Origin of the sequence: Streptomyces sp. SDT5-1 (assembly GCF_052245995.1) — a bacterium.
Taxonomy (GTDB): Bacteria; Actinomycetota; Actinomycetes; order Streptomycetales; family Streptomycetaceae; genus Streptomyces.
In genome coordinates this window covers 5,116,278-5,134,560 of sequence record NZ_CM125963.1, presented here as the reverse complement: position 1 = coordinate 5,134,560, position 18,283 = coordinate 5,116,278, and the positions used below count along the sequence as shown (strand labels likewise).

Sequence of the window (18,283 nt, the reverse complement as noted above, 5' to 3'; positions counted from 1 at the left end):
GGAGAGCCGAGGGGCGCGGATCACAGGGGCCGAGGGTCACAAGGAGCCGCGGCCGTCCGCCGACTCCTCGGCCTCCTTCTTCTCCGCCTTCTCGAACTCCGCGACCTCCGCGATCTCGGTCTCCTGCGCCGTCTTGCGCAGGCCCTCCCGCCCGGTCGCCGTCCAGGCGGCGCAGAACAGCAGCAGCTTCGCCGTGAAGTTGATCCACAGGAGCAGGGCGACCGGCGTGCCGAACGCCCCGTACATGCTCTTCGCCGCCACGTCCTTCATATAGCCGCTGAGCAGCACCTTCAGGAGCTCGAACCCGGCCGCGCCGATCAACGCCGCGACCACCAGGTCGTGCTTCCCGGGCTGCACTCCGGGCAGCAGGGCGAGGACGTAGAGCAGGATCAGGAAGTCGGCGAGCACCGCGATCGCGAAGGCGGCGATCTTGAGCAGCAGTCCGCCCCAGCCCGCCTTGTCGATGCCGATCTGGTCGGCCGTCCAGTCGACGGCCGTGGACGCGAGGGCGGACGCGCCGATCGACACGATGCCCGCGAGGCCGAGGCCGACGAGCACCCCGGCGTCCTTGACCTTGCGCATGATCGGGTTCTCGCCGGGGTCGGGCAGCTCCCACACGTCGCGCAGGCACTGCCGCATCGAGCCGACCCAGCCGACGCCGGTGAACAGCAGCAGCGCGCCCGCGACGATCCCGACCGTGCCCGCGTTGTCGACCAGCGCGCCGAGGTCCAACTGGTCGGAGATGCCGGGCACCTGATCGCTGAGCGTCTGCTCCAGCTTCTTCTGCTGGTCGGCGCCCATGGTCCCGGCGGCGACCGCCGCGGCCACGGTGAGCAGCGGGAAGAGCGCGAGGAAGCTGATGAACGTCATCGCCGCGGCGAGCTGCGACCAGCGAACCTCGTCGAGGCGTTCGTAGGCGTGCCAGGCGTGGGTCCGCATCAGGCGGGCGAACAGCGGCCCGACGACGGGGAGATTCTTCAGCCAATCCATGATCCCAGCCTGCCCGCCATTCCCTCTTCGATCACCCGTTCCGGTGAGGGGCCGCTAGGTTTATGACAAACTTCGCACCTTCGGGCGATACGGTCACGGTCATGGTTGCCGACCCCGCCACCGATCCCCTACCCACTCTCCCCGCCCCCGCGCACTCCGTACCGGTCAGCGGCTGGGGCCGCACCGCCCCCACATCGGCCCGCCTGATCCGCCCCCGCTCCTACGAGGACGCGGTCGCGGCCGTCCTCGACTGCGGCGCCACGGGACGGCGCGGCGGCATCGCGCGAGGGCTCGGCCGGGCGCACGGGGACGCCGCGCAGAACGCGGGCGGGGCCGTCCTCGACATGACAGGACTCGACCGGATCCACGCCATCGACGCCGCCAACGGCACGGTGCTGTGCGACGCGGGCGTCTCGCTGCACCGCCTCATGGAGGTGCTGCTGCCCCTCGGCTGGTTCCTGCCGGTGACCCCGGGCACCCGCCAGGTCACGGTCGGCGGGGCGATCTGCGCCGACGTCCACGGCGCCAACCACCGCGCCGCCGGCTCCTTCGCCCGCCATGTGCCCGCCCTCGAACTCCTCACCGCCGACGGGCGGGTGAGCCTCGTGGAGCGCGGCAGCGAACTCTTCGACGCGACGGCGGGCGGCATGGGCCTGACCGGCGTCGTCCTCACGGCGACGCTCCAACTGCTGCGCGTCGAGACCTCGTCGATGCTGGTCGACACCGAACGGGCCGACGACCTCGACGACTTGCTCGACCGGTTCACCGCGACCGACGACCGACACCCGTACGCGGCCGCCTGGATCGACCTGCTCGCGCGGGGCGCCGCCACCGGCCGCGGTGTGCTCACGCGCGCCGCGCACGCGCCGCTCGACGCGCTGCCCCCGCGCGCCCGCAGGGCCCCGCTGGAGTTCCGGCCCGGCCGGCTGCCCGCCGCGCCCTCCTTCCTGCCCGAGGGCCTGCTGAGCAGGCACAGCGTCGGCCTGTTCAACGAGGTCAGGTACCGGTCCGCGCCCCGCGCCCGCACCGGCGAACTGCGCAGGCTCACCACGTACTTCCACCCGCTCGACGGGGTGCCGCACTGGAACCGGGTCTACGGCCCCGGGGGCTCGGTGCAGTACCAGTTCGTCGTCGGACGCGGCCGGGAGGAGGCGCTGCGCCGCATCGTGCACCGCGCCTCCGAGCGCCGCTGCCCGGCCTTCCTCGCCACCCTCAAGCGCTTCGGCGCGGGCGATCCCGGCTGGCTCTCGTTCCCGATGCCGGGCTGGACGCTGGCGCTCGACATTCCGGCGAGCCTGCCCGGACTGAGCGCGTTCCTCGACGAGTTGGACGAGGAGGTGGCGGCCGCCGGCGGACGCGTCCACCTCGCCAAGGACTCCCGGCTGCGGCCCGGGACGCTCGCCGCGATGTATCCGCGGCTCGACGACTTCCGGGCGCTGCGGGCGCGCTGGGACCCCCACGGGGTGTTCCGCTCGGACCTGTCGCGGCGCCTCGGCCTGTGACCCGCGAATCCCGCCCCTGGAGCCCTCGTTGAAAGACGCCTTCGGCACCCCCCAGTCCCTGCTCGTCCTCGGCGGCACCTCCGGGATCGCGCTCGCGACCGCGCGCCGACTCGTCGCCCGCCGCACCCGCACCGTGTGGCTCGCGGGGCGGCCGTCGCCCGCGCTCGAGGCGGCCGCCGCCCAGCTGCGCGCCCTCGGCGCCGACACCCGCACCGTCGTGTTCGACGCCCTGGACTCCGCCGCGCACGAGGAGACCCTCGGCAAGCTGTTCGCCGAGGGCGACATCGACATGGTGCTGCTCGCGTTCGGCATCCCCGGCGACCAGGCGCGCGACGAGGACGACCCGATGTCCGCGGTGCGCGTCGCGCAGACCAACTACACGGGCGCCGTCTCCGCGGGCCTCGTCTGCGCGCGGGCGCTCCAGGCCCAGGGCCACGGCTCGCTCGTCGTCCTGTCGTCGGTGGCGGGCGAGCGGGCCCGCCGCGCCGACTTCATCTACGGCTCCAGCAAGGCGGGCCTCGACGCGTTCACCCAGGGGCTCGGGGACGCGCTGCACGGCACCGGCGTGCACGTCATGATCGTCCGCCCCGGGCTCGTACGGTCGAGGGCGAAGGACGACCGCGCAGAGACGCCGATGGCCACGACGCCCGAGGCGGTGGCACAGGCCATCGAGACCGGGCTGCGCCGCAGGTCGGAGGTGGTGTGGGTGCCGGGCACACTGCGCGTCGTGATGTCGGCGCTGCGGCATGTGCCGCGCCCGGTCTTCCGGCGGCTGCCGCTCTAGCGGGCCGGCAGCCGGGGGCCGCGGGTCGTGCGTCCCGAGGTCTGGGCGGGCAGGGCGGACGTGCCGAAGGCGAAGTCGCGCAGCTTGCGCCACACGCCGTCGGAGCCCTGCTCGTAGAGCGCGAAGCCGGTGCAGGCCCAGGCCGCCTCGTACTCGGCGAGCTCCGCGTACGCGCGGTCCATCGACTCCTCGTCGATGCCGTGCGCCACCGTCACGTGCGGGTGGTACGGGAACTGGAGCTCGCGGGCGACGGGCCCCGACGCGTCCCGCACCTGCTTCTGGAGCCAGGTGCAGGCCTCGGCACCCTCCACGACCTGCACGAAGACGACCGGTGACAGCGGCCTGAAGGTGCCCGTGCCCGACAGCCGCATCGCGAACGGGCGGCCGCCGGACGCCACCTCCTCCAGGTGCGCCTCGATCGCCGTGAGGTCCCCGGCCTCCACCTCGGTCGGCGGGAGCAGCGTGATGTGCGTGGGGATACCGTACGCCGCGGCGTCGCCGAAGCCCGCACGCCGCTCCTGGAGCAGGCTGCCGTGAGGCTCCGGGACCGCGATCGAGACACCGATCGTTACGGTCCCCACGTCGTACTCCTGTCGTCTTGTGGCGGGCGGGCGGGTGGCGTCACGTCGTACGGAACGCTGTGGAACGCTTCAGTGCTTGGCGGGCAGGAAGCCGACCTTGTCGTAGGCCTGGGCAAGGGTCTCGGCGGCGACGGCCCGCGCCTTCTCCGCGCCCTTGGCCAGGATCGAGTCGAGCGTCTCCGGGTCGTCCAGGTACTCCTGCGTGCGGGTCCGGAACGGCGTCACGAAGTCCACCATCACCTCGGCCAGGTCCGTCTTCAGCGCACCGTACATCTTGCCCTCGTACTTCTTCTCCAGTTCCGGGATACCGGTGCCGGTGAGGGTGGAGTAGATGGTGAGCAGGTTGCTGACGCCCGGCTTGTTCTCGGCGTCGTACCGGATCACGGTGTCGGTGTCGGTGACCGCGCTCTTGACCTTCTTGGCCGTCGTCTTCGGCTCGTCGAGCAGGTTGATGAGGCCCTTCGGCGTCGACGCCGACTTGCTCATCTTGATCGACGGGTCCTGAAGGTCGTAGATCTTCGCCGTCTCCTTGAGAATGTACGGCGCCGGGAGGGTGAACGCGTCACCGAAGCGGCCGTTGAAGCGCAGCGCGAGGTCGCGGGTCAGCTCGATGTGCTGCCGCTGGTCCTCGCCGACCGGCACCTGGTCGGCCTGGTACAGCAGGATGTCCGCGACCTGGAGGATCGGGTACGTGAAGAGGCCCACGCTCGCCCGGTCGGCGCCCTGCTTCGCGGACTTGTCCTTGAACTGCGTCATGCGGCTCGCCTCGCCGAAACCGGTGAGGCAGTTCATGACCCAGGCCAGCTGCGCGTGCTCCGGGACGTGGCTCTGCACGAACAGCGTGCAGCGCTCCGGGTCGAGCCCCGCGGCCAGCAGCTGCGCGGCGGCGAGCCGGGTGTTGGCCCGCAGCTCCTTCGGGTCCTGCGGAACGGTGATCGCATGCAGGTCGACGACCATGTAGAAGGCGTCGTGGGACTCCTGCAGCGCCACCCACTGGCGGACCGCGCCGAGGTAGTTGCCGAGGTGGAACGAGCCGGCGGTGGGCTGGATCCCGGAGAGCACACGAGGGCGAACATCAGAGGCCATGTGGCTCATTGTCTCAGGTGCGGCACCCGGTTCCGCAGCGGCCGAAGGTCCTGTCGCCGTCCATGGCCCACCTGGTCGTTGTCAGTGGGCGCCGGTAGCTTGTCGATGTGGCAGGAGTCACGCGGGGGCGCGTCGGCGGGGGTGGCGATGCAGTACGTACGAGGGGGTGGGCTCCGGTGGGCCGCGACCGTGGTCCTGGTGGTGGCGCTGCTGCTGGCGGCGGCGCCCGGGGCGCGCGCCAGGCCGACGAATCCCGGGGGCATGGACATCCCCGACCTGGCCGTGGTGATCGCGCCGGGCGCCGCGGCGGGGCCCTCCGTGGCCGTGCACGACGACGACCCGGAGTTCGCCGCGCTGGAGCGCCTGACGACCGGTTTCGACACGGTGACCGAGCGGGTCCCCGAGTCCTGGCAGGAGGGCCGCTTCCCGCCCGTCGTGGCGACGGTCGTGTGGGGCCTGACGGGCGTCGGCGGCTGGCCTCAAACGCATCGGGCGCCGGGCACGGACACCGTGATCGAGCGCCAGGACCAGCTGATCGTCGCGGACGACGGCACGCCGTGGATCCGCACGGACCCTGCGGTCGACGTGACCGACGACGACCTCCGCTGGCACCGGGCGTCCCCGAAGCTGGTCGACCGGCTGACGCAGGCGGGCGTACTTCCCACTCCTCCGTCAACCGTCCATGACTCCACGACCCCGTGGTGGTGGGCCCTGGCGGGCCTGGCCACGGGCCTCGCGGCGGCCGGCGCCCTGTGGCACATACGCTCCCGGGGCCCGCGAGAGCCCCGGGAACCCCGGCAGGAGCTGGTCGACCTATAGGGGCCGGGCGCCGGTGGACATGTCCCCACGCCCGGAGGGCCTCAGCCCAGGTCGATGCGGCCATACAGGGGGAAGCCGGAGAGGAGGTCCGTGGCGCGGTGGGAGACCTCGTCCGCGATCTTCGGGTCGAGGACGTGGCTCGCCTTCGACACCGCCCCGGACTTCGTGGTCCCCGGCTCGGAGGCCGTCAGCACGCGGTCCATCAGCGCCGCGATCTCGTCCATCTCGGCGGTGCCGAGCCCTCGCGTGGTCAGCGCGGGCGTACCGATGCGGATGCCGGACGTGTACCAGGCCCCGTTCGGGTCCGCCGGAATCGCGTTGCGGTTCGTGACGATGCCGGAGTCGAGCAGCGCCGCCTCGGCCTGCCGCCCCGTGAGGCCGTAGGAGGAGGCGACGTCGATGAGGTTGAGGTGGTTGTCCGTGCCCCCGGTGACGAGCGTGGCGCCGCGCCGCCTGAGGCCCTCGGCCAGCGCCCGCGCGTTGTCGACGATCCGCCGCGCGTAGTCCTGGAACGCGGGCTGCCGCGCCTCCGCGAGCGCGACCGCCTTCGCCGCCATGACGTGCGGCAGCGGCCCGCCGAGCACCATCGGGCAGCCCCGGTCGACCTGGTCCTTGAGCGAGTCGTCGCACAGGACCATGCCGCCGCGCGGGCCCCGCAGCGACTTGTGCGTGGTCGTGGTGACGATCTGGGCGTGCGGCACCGGGTCGAAGTCGCCGGTGAGCACCTTGCCCGCGACGAGACCGGCGAAGTGCGCCATGTCGACCATGAGCGTCGCCCCGACCTCGTCGGCGATCTCCCGCATGATCCGGAAGTTCACGAGCCGCGGGTACGCGGAGTACCCGGCGACGATGATCAGCGGCTTGAACTCGCGGGCCTGCGCGCGCAGCGCCTCGTAGTCGATGAGCCCGGTCGCGGGGTCCGTCCCGTACGAGCGCTGGTCGAACATCTTGCCGGAGATGTTGGGCCGGAAGCCGTGCGTGAGGTGGCCGCCCGCGTCGAGGGACATGCCGAGCATCCGCTGGTTGCCGAAGGCCTGCCGCAGCTCGGCCCAGTCCGCCTCGGTGAGGTCGTTGATCTGGCGGACGCCGGTCTTCTCCAGGAACGGCGCCTCGACCCGGTCGGCGAGCACGGCCCAGAAGGCGACGAGGTTGGCGTCGATGCCGGAGTGCGGCTGGACGTAGGCGTGCCGGGCGCCGAACAGCTCGCGGGCGTGCTCGGCGGCGACGGACTCGACGGTGTCGACGTTGCGGCAGCCGGCGTAGAAGCGGCGGCCGACGGTCCCCTCGGCGTACTTGTCGGAGAACCAGTTGCCCATGGTGAGCAGCGTCGCGGGGGACGCGTAGTTTTCGGATGCGATCAGCTTGAGCATCTCGCGCTGGTCGGTGAGCTCCTGCCCGATGGCGTCGGCGACGCGCGGCTCGACGGCGCGCACGACGTCGAGGGCGGCGCGGTACGCGACGGATTCGGGGGTGAGCGGGGTCTCGGTCATGGGGCAGCCTCCGGACGCGGTCGGTTCACGGGTCGGCCCAGGCGCACGGCACACACTGCTCGGGCCGCTCCCCGATGGTCGATCCCATCCCAGCGCGCCAGTCACGGCCCTGCCCTCACAGTACCGGGCGCGGCGCGCGGCGAGGTTTCCGCGTCCACATCCCGAGCGACGATAGGAAGGGGCCACAAGCCCCGCTCACCACCCCGGCCCGCTCACCGCAGAGCCGCGACGATCGGAGATCCCGTGAGTGCCACCGACGCAGCAATCGCCCTCGCCGAAGACCACGGCGCGCACAACTACCATCCGCTCCCCGTGGTCGTCGCCACCGCCGAGGGCGCCTGGATGACGGACGTCGAGGGGCGCCGCTACCTCGACATGCTCGCCGGCTACTCGGCGCTGAACTTCGGACACGGCAACCGCCGCCTGATCGACGCCGCGAAGGCCCAGCTGGAGCGGGTGACGCTGACCTCGCGGGCGTTCCACCACGACCGGTTCGCGGAGTTCTGCACGCAGCTGGCCGAGCTGTGCGGCATGGAGATGGTGCTGCCGATGAACACGGGCGCCGAGGCCGTCGAGACCGCCGTGAAGACGGCCCGCAAGTGGGGCTACCGGGTGAAGGGCGTCCCGGACGGCCGCGCGCGGATCGTGGTGGCGTCGGACAACTTCCACGGCCGTACGACGACGATCGTCAGCTTCTCCACGGACCCCGAGGCCCGCGCCGACTTCGGCCCGTACACGCCGGGCTTCGACATCGTCCCGTACGGCGATCTGGAGGCGCTGCGGGCGGCGGTCACGGACGAGACGGTGGCGGTGCTGCTCGAGCCGATCCAGGGCGAGGCGGGCGTGCTCGTCCCGCCGCCCGGCTATCTGGCGGGCGTCAGGGAGCTGACGCGCGAGCGGAACGTGCTGTTCGTCGCCGACGAGATCCAGTCGGGGCTCGGCCGCACGGGCCGTACGTTCGCGTGCGAGCACGAGGGCGTCGTGCCGGACATGTACGTGCTGGGCAAGGCGCTGGGCGGCGGCGTCGTGCCGGTGTCGGCGGTCGTGTCGAGCAAGGCCGTGCTCGGGGTGTTCCGGCCGGGCGAGCACGGTTCGACGTTCGGCGGGAACCCCCTCGCGTGCGCGGTCGCCCTTGAGGTGATCGCGATGCTGCGCACCGGCGAGCACCAGGAGCGGGCGGCGGAGCTGGGCGAGCATCTGCACGCCGAGCTGGGCCTGCTCACGGGCACGGGCAAGGTCACCGAGGTGCGCGGGCGCGGACTGTGGGCGGGCGTCGACATCGACCCGTCGTACGGCACGGGCCGGGAGATCTCGGAGAAGCTGATGGACCGCGGGGTCCTGGTGAAGGACACCCACGGTTCCACCATCCGGATCGCCCCGCCGCTGGTCATCAGCAAGGACGACCTGGACTGGGGCCTCGATCAGCTCAGGGCCGTGCTCGGCGCCTGACCGGTCGCCCCGGCGTCACAGGATGACGTGGGGCAGGAAGCGGGCGTACTCGTCCGTGACGAGTCCCGCCGACTCCCGGATGCCGAGGCCCGCCGCGTCGTCCTCGACGACCCACGCGCCGAGGACGACGCGGTTGCCGTCGAAGTCGGGCAGCGCGCTCAACTGCTGGTAGCAGCGGGCCTCTTCGAGGTCGGGCGGCGCGCTTCCCGGCTCGTGGATCGTGACGCCCGCCCCCTCCCGCCCGAGCAGCGGCTTCGCCACATAGCCGGGACCGTCGGCGGCGGCGAGTTCGCGCGGGCCGTCGAGGTAGGCGGGCAGCAGGTTCGGGTGGTCCGGGTACAGCTCCCAGAGGACGGCGAGCAGCGCCTTGTTGCTGAGCAGCATCTTCCAGGCGGGCTCGATCCACATCGTCGTACCCGTGCCGCCGCCGTTGTCGAGGCCGGCCAGGACGTGCGGCGCGAATTCGTCGGTGGTGAGCCACTCCCACGGGTACAGCTTGAAGATGCTGCGGATGAACCCGAGCTGGTTGTCGACGAACCGCTCGGAGAGGCTGTCCCAGCCGATCTCCTCCATGGAGATCCACCCGGTCTCCAGACCGGCCTGTTCGGCGGTCTCCTTGAGATACCCGACGGTCATCAGGTCCTCGCCGAGTTCGTCGGCGGAGGAGTGCGCGAAGTAGAGCGGGCTGCCCGGCGGGAGCAGCGAGGCCTGCTTCTTCCAGGCGTCGACCAGACGTTCGTGGAGCGAGTTCCACTGGTCGGCGCCGGGGAAGCGCTCCTCCATCCAGAACCACTGCGGCGACGCGGCCTCGACGAGCGAGGTCGGCGTGTCGGCGTTGTACTCCAGCAGCTTCGCCGGGCCCGTGCCGTCGTAGCGGAGGTCGAACCGGCCGTAGACGGACGGCAGTTCGGCCCGGCGCCGCCAGGACTCGGCGACCGCGGCGGCGACCCGCGGGTCGGTGATGCCGAGGTCGGCGAAGCGGTTCTCGCTGACGATGTGCTCGGCGGCGGCGAGGCACATGCGGTGCAGTTCCTCGACGACCTCCTCGAGCGCCTCGACCTCGGGCAGGGAGAACTCGTAGTAGGCGCTCTCGTCCCAGTACGGGCGCAGCGAGTCGTCGGGGTAGCGGGTGAGCGGGTAGATGAGCCCCTGCTCCTCGACGGTCTGCTGCCAGCCGGGGCGCGGGGTGATGGTGTGTCGCTTCATCGGTGTCTCCGGCCGGTTCAGCCGCCGGAGCTTCCGCCCTTGCCGCCGCTGCCGAAGCCGCCGCGCGTGACGCCGCCGCCCGACGACTTGGTGAAGGAGCCGCTGGAGACGCGGCTGCCCTTCTTCGAACCGCCGTAGTACCAGCTGCCGTTGACCGAGGACTTGGTCGAGGACGACTTGCAGTACTTGTCGGAGACGACCTTGTAGCCCTTGGACGCGTTGTAGCTGTTGCGGTCGATGCAGCGCTTGTCGACGTCCGACGAGCAGGCGGTGAGCGCCGCGGCGAGCAGCCCGACGCCGCCGAGCGCGACGGTGCCGGAACGCAGCCGCCGCTGGGTGGTGTTGTCCGTCATGCGTGTACTCCCCCGTAAAGATGCGTGTCCGTGCGTACGGCCCCGCCCTAGGGCAGGACGCGGCACAGGGTATCCAACGCGCCGGGCCACGCGTGGTCCGGTGGGGTGCCGTAGCCGACGACCAGGGCGTCCATCGGATCCGAGGGTTCCGGTGCGTCCGCGTGCCGGAAACCGGCGAGGCCGTGGACGCCGAGCCGCTGCCAGGCTGCGGCCTGCACGACGGACCGCTCGGTGCCGGGCGGCAGGCGGAGGACGGCGTGCAGGCCCGCGGCGATGCCGGTGGCGCGCACGGCGGGGGCCCGCTCGGCGAGCGCGGCGACGAGCTGGTCGCGGCGGCGCCGGTAGCGCAGCCGGGCGGCCCTGACATGCCGGTCGTACGCGCCCGACTCCAGGAACTCGGCGAGGGTGAGCTGGTCGAGGACCCCGCAGGACCAGTCGGTGTACCCCTTGCGCGCGACGACCTCGTCGACGAGCGGGGCGGGCAGCACCATCCAGCCGAGGCGCAGTCCGGGGGCGAGGGACTTGCTCGCGGTGCCGAGGTACACGACGCGGTCCGGGTCGAGGCCCTGGAGGGCGCCGACGGGCTGCCGGTCGTAGCGGAACTCGCCGTCGTAGTCGTCCTCCAGGATCAGTCCGCCGGTGCGGCGCGCCCAGTCGACGGCGGCGGCGCGGCGGCTCGGATGCAGGGCGACGCCGAGCGGGAACTGATGCGCCGGGGTGAGCAGCACCGCCCCTTCCCGCTCCGTCAACTCCCCGGTGGCCGCGCCCTGCTCGTCGTACGGGAGCGGTCGGGTGCGCATCCCCGGCCGGGTCAGATAGTCGAGGTGGAGGTCGAGCCCGTACGACTCGACGGCGACGTCGCGCACCCCGCGCCCGTGCAGCACCTCGCCGAGCAGCAGCATGCCCTGGACGAACCCGGCGCAGACGACGATCCGCTCCGGCGAGGCCTGGACGCCGCGGGCGCGGGCCAGATAGTCGGCGAGAGCCCGGCGCAGTTCGGGGCGGCCGCGTGGGTCGCCGTAACCGAGTGCCTCGTTCGGGGCGGCGGTCAGGGCGCGGCGTGCGGCCTTCAGCCATTCGGCGCGCGGGAAGGAGGCGAGGTCGGGGCGGCCGGGCTGGAGATCGTACCGGTACCCGCCGAAGGGCACGCGGTTGGTGACGGGGACCGGGGTCGGCTCCCGCCCCGGCCGCTCGGCGACCCGGGTGCCCGAGCCCTGCCGGGCGGTGAGCCAGCCCTCGGCGACGAGGTCGGCGTAGGCGTCGGCGACGGTGTTGCGGGCGAGCCCGAGGTCGGCGGCGAGGGTCCGGGACGCGGGCAGCCGGGTGCCGGGGGCGAGCCGCCCGCCGCGCACGGCCTCGCGCAGCGCGTCGGTGAGCCCGCGCCGCAGCCCTCCGGAGGGGTTGGCGTCCAGGTGCAGATCGATGCCGAGCGCTCGCCCGGACGCCGAATTGGCCCAAGATTCTTCCACGTAAATGGACCATACTCCTGGGCTACTTCCTCCGTAGGGTCGAAGCATGACGAACAACGAGAACGGCACCGAGAACGCCCCGTACATGCACGAGCACACCCCCCGCCTCGACTGGCACCAGCACGCGCCGGAGGTCTTCAAGGCGATGATCAGGCTCGACGCGGCCGCCCGCGCGGGCGTCGACCCGAAGATCGCCGAGCTGGTCAAGATCCGCGCCTCGCAGCTCAACCGCTGCGCGCTCTGCCTCGACATGCACTCGAAGGACGCGCTCGCGGCGGGCGAGAGCGCCGAGCGGATCATCCAGCTCAGCGCGTGGGAGGAGTCGAAGCACTTCTACACGGAGAAGGAGGTCGCGGCCCTCGAACTGACCGAGGCGATCACGGTCCTCACCGACGGTTTCGTGCCGGACGAGGTGTACGAGCGGGCGGCGAAGGTCTTCGAGGAGAAGGAACTGGCCCAGCTGATCGCCGCGATCACGGTCATCAACGCGTGGAACCGCTTCGGCGTCTCGACCCGCCAGTCGCCGGGCCACTACACGCCGGGGGACGTCAAGTGACGGCTCGTACGCGCGAGTTGGACACGGACGTCAGAGTGGCCATGCAGTCACTGAGCGCGGCGGCGAAGAAGGGGCTCGCCGACCCGATCGTGGCGGAACTGGCGTCGATCCGCGCCTCGCAGATCAACGAGTGCGCGTTCTGCCTGGACATGCACGTGGACATCGCGGTCGGCAAGCACGGCGAGAGCCCGAAGCGCATCGCGCTGCTCAACGCGTGGCGGGAAGCCGGCGACGACACGTTCAACGACCGGGAAAGGGCTGCCCTCGCCCTCACGGAGGCCATTACGCTCCTGCCGCAGGACGGTGTCCCCGACGAGGCGTACGAGGCGGCGGCGAAGCACTTCACCGAACCCGAACTGGCCCACCTCATCGCGGTGATCACCGTCATCAACACCTGGAACCGGCTGATGGTGAGCCGACGCATCGAGCCCGGAGGCCCCGCGTGGTGAGTCCGAGTCCCGCCGAGAAGCTCCTCGCCCTGCACCACGACCGCTCCCCCGGGGACCCGCTGGTCCTGCCGGGGCCCTGGGACGCGGCGAGCGCCCGCGTCTTCGAGGAGGCGGGCTTCCCGGCGCTCGCGACCCCGTCCGCCGGGGTCGCGGCATCGCTCGGCCACGAGGACGGGCAGACGCCGGCAGACGAGATGTTCGCGACGGTGCGCAGGATCGTGCGGGCGGTGTCGGTGCCGGTGTCGGCGGACATCGAGGGCGGTTACGGCCTCCCGCCGAAGGAACTGGTCGCCCGCCTCCTGGACACGGGGGCGGTCGGCTGCAACCTGGAGGACTCGACCCCCTCCGGCTCCCTCAAGTCCCCCCAGGAACACGCGGACTGGCTCGCCGAAGTCCGCTCGGCGGCCGGCACGCCCCTCGTCCTCAACGCCCGCATCGACGTCTTCATCCGCGGCGCGGCGGACCCGATCACCGAGGCGGCGGAACGGGCCCGCCTGTACGTGGCGGCGGGCGCGGACTGCGTCTACCCCATCGGCGCCCCGCCCGAGGCCGTCCCGGCTCTGCGCGCGTCCATCGAGGGCCCGATCAACGTGGGCGCCCCTCCCGGTGGCCCGTCGCCGCGCGAATGGGGCGAGTTGGGCGCGACCCGCGTCACGTTCGGGCCGGGGTTGCAGCGGAGGGCGATGGGGGCGGTCAGGGAGATGGCGGAGGGGTTGCGGCGAGGCTGAGACGACGCTCCCCCATGAACGAGTTCGTGATGGACACAGTCCCCGAAGCGCGGACCTACCTCCGCGAAATCGCCGAAGAGATGACCGACACCTTCGACATCCCGGTTTCCGAGGCGGTGGCCAGCATCAACTTCGAGTGGCACCACGTCTCTTTCCACGAGTGGCCCGACCTGATCGCGCACGAGCTCCCCGAGCACTGGGCCCACCGGATCTACTACGGCGACGTCCCCTACTGGGACGCGACCGCCAACCGGACGACCTGGACCCCAAAGCCCGCCCCACCCGGCGGTTCCCGATACTGGACTCTCGGCCAGGGGAATCGCGGCGAGCAGTGAGGAGTCTTCGCGGGAATGGACAGGTTTCCCATCAACGCACGCCTTTCTTTGGAAGAACTGGAGGGCGTGCGCTGGGATCCGCCCGCGCCAGGGGCGACCTCCCTGGAGCAGAGCGTTCACGGGCTCAGAAAGCGGCCCGTGAACGAACTCACGGGGTGGGAGCTGGCGAGGCTGATCGGCCAGCAGGTGGGGCTCGATTTCCTGGTGCCGCTCGCCGTGGACCGCCTCACCACCGAGCAGGACCAAGGCCGCACCTTCCTGGACGACGACCTGCTCACGGCTCTGCTGAGCTGCGGCGACCATTTCCGCGACAACGATCCGCACTTGGCCCTCCGGCTACTTTCGTTCATCGATTCCTTGGATGACGAAGGGCCGTACCTGCCCCCGCTGGTCGCCAAGTTTCAACAAGCATTCCCTCGCCCATGACGAGAGCCAGGAGACACGGTGTGGCGTGAGTTGATCGGCGCCTGGGGAACCGTCGCGGCCTTCAGCGGTCCGGCGTCACCGAGCGACATCGAGCGCATCGAAGCGCTCCGACTGCCCGTCCCTCCCGGCCTCCGCGACTTGCTGCTCGAGTCCGACGGCCTGCGGGACCAGTACGGAACAGACGTCGTCTGGAGCGCTTCACAGCTCTCGGAGGAGAACCTCGCCGCCCGAAGCGATGGAACCTTCTCCGAGCTGTACGAGCCGTTCGACCCCTTCGTGTTCTTTGGCGACAACGGCGGCGGCGACCGGTTCGCTTTTCTTGCAGAGGCGCCGCAGGACGGTGTGTGGGTCTGGGACCACGAGACGGACGAACGCACACGGGTCGCGGACTCCTTGGAGGAGTATCTGCGTCGGTCCCTTGAGGCGGACGGGGAGGATTGGTACCGGGGGAACGAGTGACAGCGCGACCGCGGTCGCGGCCCCGGACCTCAAGGCGTGAGCCCGAGTTCGAACCACACCACCTTCCCCACGCCGCCCTCTCGCGGCTCCGCGCCCCACGCGTCCGCGAGCAGTGCCACCAAGGTCAGGCCCCGGCCCGACTCCTCCTCCGTGGACGGCGTCCGCAGGACCGGGAGTGTCGGGCTCGCGTCCGTCACCTCCACGCGGAGGGCGCCGTCGAGGAACGCGCGGGCCCGGATCTCGCGGCCCGGTGGGACCTTCGCGTGGCGGTACGCGTTCGTCATCAGTTCACTGAGGAGCAGTTCCGCCGTGTCCGTCGTCCCGGGCGGCAGGCCCCACGACGTGGCCTGTTCGCGGAAGAGCCGGCGGGCTCTTCCGACGCTGCGCGCGTGGCGCGGGAAGCGCCATTCGATGTCCTGGGGGATCGCCGTGGGGCGCGGGGTTGCGTGCATGGCTCCCACGCTCGCCCTCCGCGCATACCCTCGGGAGTAACCCGCCGGGTACAGCGGGTAGTTGTCCCTCCCGTGACCCCGGTTGAGGAGTGCGTGCGCATGTCGACGTCGACGGAGACCAATCTCGCGTGGCGGTACTGCGGGAGCCAGATCAAGATGTGGCGCACGGAAGCGGGGGTCGACCGGGAAATACTGGCCAAGGAGGCCGGCTACGGCTGCGAGTACGTGAAATCCATGGAGAACGGCCGCCGCAAGCCGACCCTGCGGCTGCTCCAGATCGCCGATCAACTGTGTGGTGCGGGCGGGAAGATCCTCGCCGCCCAGGAGTACCTGAAGCCGGAGCCGCATCCGCAGCGCTCCCAGGAATTCATGGCGCTGGAGAAGGACGCCATCGCCATCAGTTCGTACGAGCCGCTGCTCGTACCGGGCCTGCTCCAGGCGCCCGAGTACGCGAAGGCGCTCATCGGCGCCAGTTCGCCGCCGCTCGACGACGAGACCGTCGACGAACGTGTCGCCGGGCGCCTCAAGCGGCAGGAAGCGCTGACCGCGCGGACGGGCGTCATGTTCAGCTTCGTGCTGTACGAGGCCGCGCTCCGGACGGCCGTGGGCGGGCGGGAGGTCATGGCCCGGCAGCTCCAACATTTGTTGGACATCGGCGAGTTGCGGAACGTGCTCGTCCAGGTGCTGCCGTTCGGGCAGGCGTACGGCGTCGCCCTCAATGGCGCGGTCGCCCTCCTGGAGACGGGCGACCATGAGCGCTACGCGTACGTGGAGGGGCCCGAGACCAGCACCCTGTACGCGGACGCCGACAAGGTCAGTGCGCTCACGCGTGCCCATGACATGATCCGCATGCATGCCCTCGGCCCCGGGGAATCGGTCGACTTCATCAGAAAGGTGGCGCAGGAACCATGAACGCCAACCTGACGTGGTTCAAGTCCAGTTACAGCGACAGCCAGGGCGGCAACTGCCTCGAAGCCGCGCGCACCCCGGACCGTATCCACATCCGCGACTCGAAGCTCGGCCCCCAAGGCCCGGCCTTCAGCGCCGCGCCGGACGCCTGGAACCACTTCCTGAACCGCGTGCGCAGCACCTGCGCATGAGCTTCTTCGGCGACGGCGAGGCGCTCGACCTGTGGCTCTCGCGGGGGCGTGTGCTGAGCGTGGGGGCGGTGCCCGTGATCTGGGTGCTGCTGGTCTTCCTCGTCAAGGAGGAGGGCTGGCACCTGGCCTTCCTGGTCGGCTTCCTCCTGCCTCCGGCCGGTGCGCTTCTGGGGCTCCGGGGCCACCGCGACGTACGCCCGGGGCTGACGGCCGCCGGGGTGGCGCTGGCCGTCGGCGCCCTTCCCTTGACGTTGTGGCTGGCCGTGCTCGCGGGTGCCTGACGCGGTCCGCGAGCCGGATCAGGGCCATGTGGGTAAAGTGGGAGAGTCACCCACATGGCATGCATGGAGGTCCAGGATGAGCGTCACCAACGTCGACGTGAATGACGAGGTCCTGGCGGAGGCCGCGCGCCTTCTCGGCACCACCACCAAGAAGGACACGATCAACACGGCGCTGGAGGAAGTGATACGGCGCCACCGTCGGCGGGCTGCCTACGACCGGCTCGCCGAGCGTGGTGCGCGTGGCGGGCTCGATCGCCTGAGCAGTGACCGGGAAGCGCGCAAGGCGGCGCTGCGGAGCGGCACGGCCGAGTGATCACGTACCTGATCGACACCAGCGCGTACGTCCACCTCGGCACCGATCCCGAAGCGCACAGGCGATGGGATCCGGAGATCGAGACGGGTGCGGTCGGCCTCTGCGAGACCACGCGGGCGGAGATCCTCTACAGCGCTCTCGGCCCCGACGACCGGGACGAGATCGACGAGGACCTGTCGACCCTGTTCCAGCCCGTCGCCGTCCCCAAGGACATCTGGCGTTGGGTGGACGCGGCGCAGTACAAGCTGACGCAGAAGGGGCAGCACAGGGCGGCGGGCGTCGTCGACCTCGTCCTCTGCGGCACGGCGGCGCACCACGGTCTGACGGTCCTCCACCGCGACCACGACTTCGCGACGGTGGCCCGCCTCCTCAAGGACGTGAAGGAGTGCGACGTCCGCCGACCGGTCGGTTGAGCAGAGAAGAAAGAGTGCGACCCCGTCCACGTGATACGCAGGCGGGGTCGCACTCGGGCCAGGCGGGCGTGGCTACTTCTTCGGGAGCCACTGCTTCCACGTCGACTTGTGGGTGTCGACCCACTTCTTCGCGGCTGCCTCCGGTGAGAGCTTCTTGTCGGCGATCAGGAGGGAGACCTCGTTCTGGTCGTCCGTCGTCCACTTGAAGTTCTTGAGGAGCTGGGCCGCTTCGCCGCCGTTCTTGGCGAAGTTGGAGTTGAGGTACTTCTGGAGCGGCGTCGTCGGGTACGCGCAGGTGATCTTCTTCGGGTCGGCGTCGCAGCCCTCCTTGTACTTGGGCAGCTTCACCTCCGTCATCGGCACCTGCTTCGTCAGCCACTGCGGCGTGTACCAGTACGAGAGGAAGGGCTTCTTCGCCTTGGCGAACTGCTTCATCTGCGTGATCTGGGCGGCCTCTGAACCGGCGAAGACGACCTGGTAGTTCAGCTTCAGGTTCTTGACCAGCGCCTTGTCGTTCGTGACGTAGGACGGTGAGCCGTCCATGAGCTGGCCCTTGCCGCCGCTCTCCGCCGTCTTGAACTGGTCGGCGTACTTGTTGAGGTTCTTCCAGTTCGTGACGTCGGGGTGCTTCTTCGCGAAGTACGTCGGGACGAACCAGCCGATGTGGCCCGTGACGCCGAGGTCGCCGCCGGGCTCGATCAGCTTCTTCTCGTCGACGTAGCGCTTCACCTGGTCGGGGTGGCCCCAGTCCTCCAGGATCGCGTCGACGCGGCCCTGGCTGAGGGCGTCCCAGGCGGGCACCTCGTCCACCTGGACCGTGTCGACGCGGTAGCCGAGTTCGTGTTCCAGGAGGTACTGGGCGACCGCCACGTTCGCCTGCGCGCCGACCCACGACTGGACCGAGAGGGTCACCGTCTTGGCGCCCTGCGCGTTGGCGTACGGGGAGGACTGCTTGGTCATGTCGGCGGCGCCGCAGCCGGTGGCCGTCAGGAGGAGCAGCGCACCCGTGACCGCCGTCATCGTCTTACGAGTTCGGCGCATG

24 protein-coding genes and 1 riboswitch are annotated in these 18,283 nt (G+C 71.0%); of the genes, 15 read left to right on the top strand and 9 right to left on the bottom strand.

Annotation, left to right across the window (positions count from 1 at the left end):
• Nucleotides 1-36 precede the first annotated feature (36 nt).
• The gene (locus ACTWJ8_RS23815) at nt 37-990 is read right to left on the bottom strand and encodes a YihY/virulence factor BrkB family protein (protein ID WP_356374591.1); all 954 of its coding nucleotides are present in this window, start codon (nt 988-990) and stop codon (nt 37-39) included.
• 101 nt (nt 991-1,091) lie between these two features.
• On the opposite strand from ACTWJ8_RS23815, the gene ACTWJ8_RS23810 reads away from it, so the two are divergent.
• Nucleotides 1,092-2,492: an FAD-binding protein gene (locus ACTWJ8_RS23810; RefSeq protein ID WP_443260225.1), complete on the top strand. Its 1,401-nt coding sequence runs from the start codon at nt 1,092-1,094 to the stop codon at nt 2,490-2,492.
• Between the two features lie 28 nt (nt 2,493-2,520).
• On the top strand, nt 2,521-3,276 hold the full coding sequence (locus tag ACTWJ8_RS23805) for a decaprenylphospho-beta-D-erythro-pentofuranosid-2-ulose 2-reductase (RefSeq protein WP_356374595.1): 756 nt from the start codon (nt 2,521-2,523) through the stop codon (nt 3,274-3,276).
• On the opposite strand, the gene ACTWJ8_RS23800 is transcribed toward ACTWJ8_RS23805, so the two are convergent.
• Nucleotides 3,273-3,857, bottom strand: coding sequence for a 2'-5' RNA ligase family protein (locus ACTWJ8_RS23800; RefSeq protein ID WP_356374597.1), 585 nt, complete (start codon nt 3,855-3,857; stop codon nt 3,273-3,275). The genes ACTWJ8_RS23805 and ACTWJ8_RS23800 overlap by 4 nt on opposite strands.
• 69 nt (nt 3,858-3,926) lie before the next feature.
• Nucleotides 3,927-4,943: a tryptophan--tRNA ligase gene (gene trpS / locus ACTWJ8_RS23795; protein WP_356374598.1), complete on the bottom strand. Its 1,017-nt coding sequence runs from the start codon at nt 4,941-4,943 to the stop codon at nt 3,927-3,929.
• 105 nt (nt 4,944-5,048) lie between these two features.
• Here trpS and ACTWJ8_RS23790 point away from each other — a divergent pair, with 105 nt between their 5' ends.
• Nucleotides 5,049-5,762 carry a hypothetical protein gene (locus ACTWJ8_RS23790; RefSeq protein ID WP_443260224.1) on the top strand — a complete coding sequence of 238 codons (714 nt, stop codon included), beginning with the start codon at nt 5,049-5,051 and terminating at the stop codon, nt 5,760-5,762.
• 41 nt (nt 5,763-5,803) lie between these two features.
• Here ACTWJ8_RS23790 and ACTWJ8_RS23785 read toward each other — a convergent pair whose 3' ends face one another.
• Complete coding sequence (locus ACTWJ8_RS23785) at nt 5,804-7,252, bottom strand: glycine hydroxymethyltransferase (protein ID WP_443260223.1); 1,449 nt, start codon at nt 7,250-7,252, stop codon at nt 5,804-5,806.
• Nucleotides 7,253-7,280: 28 nt separating this feature from the next.
• Nucleotides 7,281-7,367: riboswitch (ZMP/ZTP riboswitch) on the bottom strand.
• A gap of 128 nt (nt 7,368-7,495) precedes the next feature.
• Between ACTWJ8_RS23785 and rocD the strand changes: the two genes are divergently transcribed.
• The gene (gene rocD, locus ACTWJ8_RS23780; RefSeq protein ID WP_356374604.1) at nt 7,496-8,701 is read left to right on the top strand and encodes an ornithine--oxo-acid transaminase; all 1,206 of its coding nucleotides are present in this window, start codon (nt 7,496-7,498) and stop codon (nt 8,699-8,701) included.
• Between the two features lie 15 nt (nt 8,702-8,716).
• Here the strand turns inward: rocD and ACTWJ8_RS23775 are convergent, their stop codons facing one another.
• From ACTWJ8_RS23775 to pdxR, 3 genes are read right to left on the bottom strand one after another with little or no spacing between them, the layout of a single operon-like run.
• Nucleotides 8,717-9,907, bottom strand: coding sequence for a glutathionylspermidine synthase family protein (locus ACTWJ8_RS23775; RefSeq protein WP_443260222.1), 1,191 nt, complete (start codon nt 9,905-9,907; stop codon nt 8,717-8,719).
• Nucleotides 9,908-9,924: 17 nt separating this feature from the next.
• Nucleotides 9,925-10,260 (bottom strand): hypothetical protein, encoded by a 336-nt coding sequence (locus ACTWJ8_RS23770; RefSeq protein WP_443260221.1) that lies wholly within the window; start codon nt 10,258-10,260, stop codon nt 9,925-9,927.
• A 47-nt stretch (nt 10,261-10,307) separates the two neighbouring features.
• Entirely contained in the window at nt 10,308-11,729 is a 1,422-nt protein-coding gene (gene pdxR / locus ACTWJ8_RS23765) for a MocR-like pyridoxine biosynthesis transcription factor PdxR (RefSeq protein ID WP_443260220.1), read from the bottom strand.
• A gap of 46 nt (nt 11,730-11,775) precedes the next feature.
• On the opposite strand from pdxR, the gene ACTWJ8_RS23760 reads away from it, so the two are divergent.
• Genes ACTWJ8_RS23760 through ACTWJ8_RS23735 form a run of 6 tightly spaced genes read left to right on the top strand, consistent with a single transcriptional unit; the run spans nt 11,776 to nt 14,682 of the window.
• Entirely contained in the window at nt 11,776-12,285 is a 510-nt protein-coding gene (locus tag ACTWJ8_RS23760; RefSeq protein ID WP_356374612.1) for a carboxymuconolactone decarboxylase family protein, read from the top strand.
• Nucleotides 12,282-12,734, top strand: coding sequence for a carboxymuconolactone decarboxylase family protein (locus tag ACTWJ8_RS23755; RefSeq protein ID WP_443260219.1), 453 nt, complete (start codon nt 12,282-12,284; stop codon nt 12,732-12,734). The genes ACTWJ8_RS23760 and ACTWJ8_RS23755 overlap by 4 nt, the downstream gene beginning before the upstream one ends.
• The gene (locus ACTWJ8_RS23750; protein ID WP_443260218.1) at nt 12,731-13,462 is read left to right on the top strand and encodes an isocitrate lyase/PEP mutase family protein; all 732 of its coding nucleotides are present in this window, start codon (nt 12,731-12,733) and stop codon (nt 13,460-13,462) included. The genes ACTWJ8_RS23755 and ACTWJ8_RS23750 overlap by 4 nt, the downstream gene beginning before the upstream one ends.
• Nucleotides 13,463-13,476: 14 nt before the next feature.
• Nucleotides 13,477-13,797 (top strand): hypothetical protein, encoded by a 321-nt coding sequence (locus ACTWJ8_RS23745; protein WP_443260217.1) that lies wholly within the window; start codon nt 13,477-13,479, stop codon nt 13,795-13,797.
• Between the two features lie 15 nt (nt 13,798-13,812).
• On the top strand, nt 13,813-14,223 hold the full coding sequence (locus ACTWJ8_RS23740; protein ID WP_443260216.1) for a contact-dependent growth inhibition system immunity protein: 411 nt from the start codon (nt 13,813-13,815) through the stop codon (nt 14,221-14,223).
• An 18-nt stretch (nt 14,224-14,241) separates the two neighbouring features.
• A complete protein-coding gene (locus ACTWJ8_RS23735) occupies nt 14,242-14,682 on the top strand; it encodes an SMI1/KNR4 family protein (RefSeq protein WP_443260215.1) in 441 nt (146 codons plus the stop codon).
• Between the two features lie 29 nt (nt 14,683-14,711).
• Here ACTWJ8_RS23735 and ACTWJ8_RS23730 read toward each other — a convergent pair whose 3' ends face one another.
• Entirely contained in the window at nt 14,712-15,134 is a 423-nt protein-coding gene (locus tag ACTWJ8_RS23730; protein WP_443260214.1) for an ATP-binding protein, read from the bottom strand.
• 99 nt (nt 15,135-15,233) lie between these two features.
• Between ACTWJ8_RS23730 and ACTWJ8_RS23725 the strand changes: the two genes are divergently transcribed.
• The 5 genes from ACTWJ8_RS23725 (at nt 15,234) to ACTWJ8_RS23705 (ending at nt 17,241) form a co-directional block, all read left to right on the top strand.
• A complete protein-coding gene (locus ACTWJ8_RS23725; RefSeq protein WP_443260213.1) occupies nt 15,234-16,046 on the top strand; it encodes a helix-turn-helix domain-containing protein in 813 nt (270 codons plus the stop codon).
• Nucleotides 16,043-16,234 carry a DUF397 domain-containing protein gene (locus ACTWJ8_RS23720; RefSeq protein WP_443260212.1) on the top strand — a complete coding sequence of 64 codons (192 nt, stop codon included), beginning with the start codon at nt 16,043-16,045 and terminating at the stop codon, nt 16,232-16,234. Before ACTWJ8_RS23725 ends, ACTWJ8_RS23720 begins: the two co-directional genes overlap by 4 nt.
• On the top strand, nt 16,231-16,515 hold the full coding sequence (locus ACTWJ8_RS23715; protein WP_443260211.1) for a hypothetical protein: 285 nt from the start codon (nt 16,231-16,233) through the stop codon (nt 16,513-16,515). The genes ACTWJ8_RS23720 and ACTWJ8_RS23715 overlap by 4 nt, the downstream gene beginning before the upstream one ends.
• Before the next feature lie 76 nt (nt 16,516-16,591).
• Nucleotides 16,592-16,828, top strand: coding sequence for a type II toxin-antitoxin system VapB family antitoxin (locus tag ACTWJ8_RS23710; protein WP_356374626.1), 237 nt, complete (start codon nt 16,592-16,594; stop codon nt 16,826-16,828).
• On the top strand, nt 16,825-17,241 hold the full coding sequence (locus ACTWJ8_RS23705) for a PIN domain nuclease (RefSeq protein ID WP_443260210.1): 417 nt from the start codon (nt 16,825-16,827) through the stop codon (nt 17,239-17,241). Before ACTWJ8_RS23710 ends, ACTWJ8_RS23705 begins: the two co-directional genes overlap by 4 nt.
• A 72-nt stretch (nt 17,242-17,313) precedes the next feature.
• Here the strand turns inward: ACTWJ8_RS23705 and ACTWJ8_RS23700 are convergent, their stop codons facing one another.
• Nucleotides 17,314-18,282: an ABC transporter substrate-binding protein gene (locus ACTWJ8_RS23700; RefSeq protein ID WP_356374630.1), complete on the bottom strand. Its 969-nt coding sequence runs from the start codon at nt 18,280-18,282 to the stop codon at nt 17,314-17,316.
• Between the last annotated feature and the right edge of the window lies 1 nt (nt 18,283).

Excerpts from the sequence above, each read along its gene's own strand:
- ACTWJ8_RS23785 (WP_443260223.1), bottom strand. The coding sequence starts at position 7,252 with ATGACCGAGACCCCGCTCACCCCCGAATCCGTCGCGTACCGCGCCGCC.
- ACTWJ8_RS23720 (WP_443260212.1), top strand. The coding sequence starts at position 16,043 with ATGAACGCCAACCTGACGTGGTTCAAGTCCAGTTACAGCGACAGCCAG.
- ACTWJ8_RS23730 (WP_443260214.1), bottom strand. The coding sequence starts at position 15,134 with ATGCACGCAACCCCGCGCCCCACGGCGATCCCCCAGGACATCGAATGG.
- ACTWJ8_RS23790 (WP_443260224.1), top strand. The coding sequence starts at position 5,049 with ATGTGGCAGGAGTCACGCGGGGGCGCGTCGGCGGGGGTGGCGATGCAG.
- ACTWJ8_RS23740 (WP_443260216.1), top strand. The coding sequence starts at position 13,813 with ATGGACAGGTTTCCCATCAACGCACGCCTTTCTTTGGAAGAACTGGAG.
- ACTWJ8_RS23815 (WP_356374591.1), bottom strand. The coding sequence starts at position 990 with ATGGATTGGCTGAAGAATCTCCCCGTCGTCGGGCCGCTGTTCGCCCGC.
- ACTWJ8_RS23745 (WP_443260217.1), top strand. The coding sequence starts at position 13,477 with ATGAACGAGTTCGTGATGGACACAGTCCCCGAAGCGCGGACCTACCTC.
- ACTWJ8_RS23770 (WP_443260221.1), bottom strand. The coding sequence starts at position 10,260 with ATGACGGACAACACCACCCAGCGGCGGCTGCGTTCCGGCACCGTCGCG.
- ACTWJ8_RS23725 (WP_443260213.1), top strand. The coding sequence starts at position 15,234 with ATGTCGACGTCGACGGAGACCAATCTCGCGTGGCGGTACTGCGGGAGC.
- ACTWJ8_RS23775 (WP_443260222.1), bottom strand. The coding sequence starts at position 9,907 with ATGAAGCGACACACCATCACCCCGCGCCCCGGCTGGCAGCAGACCGTC.
- ACTWJ8_RS23710 (WP_356374626.1), top strand. The coding sequence starts at position 16,592 with ATGAGCGTCACCAACGTCGACGTGAATGACGAGGTCCTGGCGGAGGCC.
- ACTWJ8_RS23700 (WP_356374630.1), bottom strand. The coding sequence starts at position 18,282 with ATGCGCCGAACTCGTAAGACGATGACGGCGGTCACGGGTGCGCTGCTC.
- ACTWJ8_RS23715 (WP_443260211.1), top strand. The coding sequence starts at position 16,231 with ATGAGCTTCTTCGGCGACGGCGAGGCGCTCGACCTGTGGCTCTCGCGG.
- ACTWJ8_RS23810 (WP_443260225.1), top strand. The coding sequence starts at position 1,092 with ATGGTTGCCGACCCCGCCACCGATCCCCTACCCACTCTCCCCGCCCCC.
- ACTWJ8_RS23760 (WP_356374612.1), top strand. The coding sequence starts at position 11,776 with ATGACGAACAACGAGAACGGCACCGAGAACGCCCCGTACATGCACGAG.
- trpS (WP_356374598.1), bottom strand. The coding sequence starts at position 4,943 with ATGGCCTCTGATGTTCGCCCTCGTGTGCTCTCCGGGATCCAGCCCACC.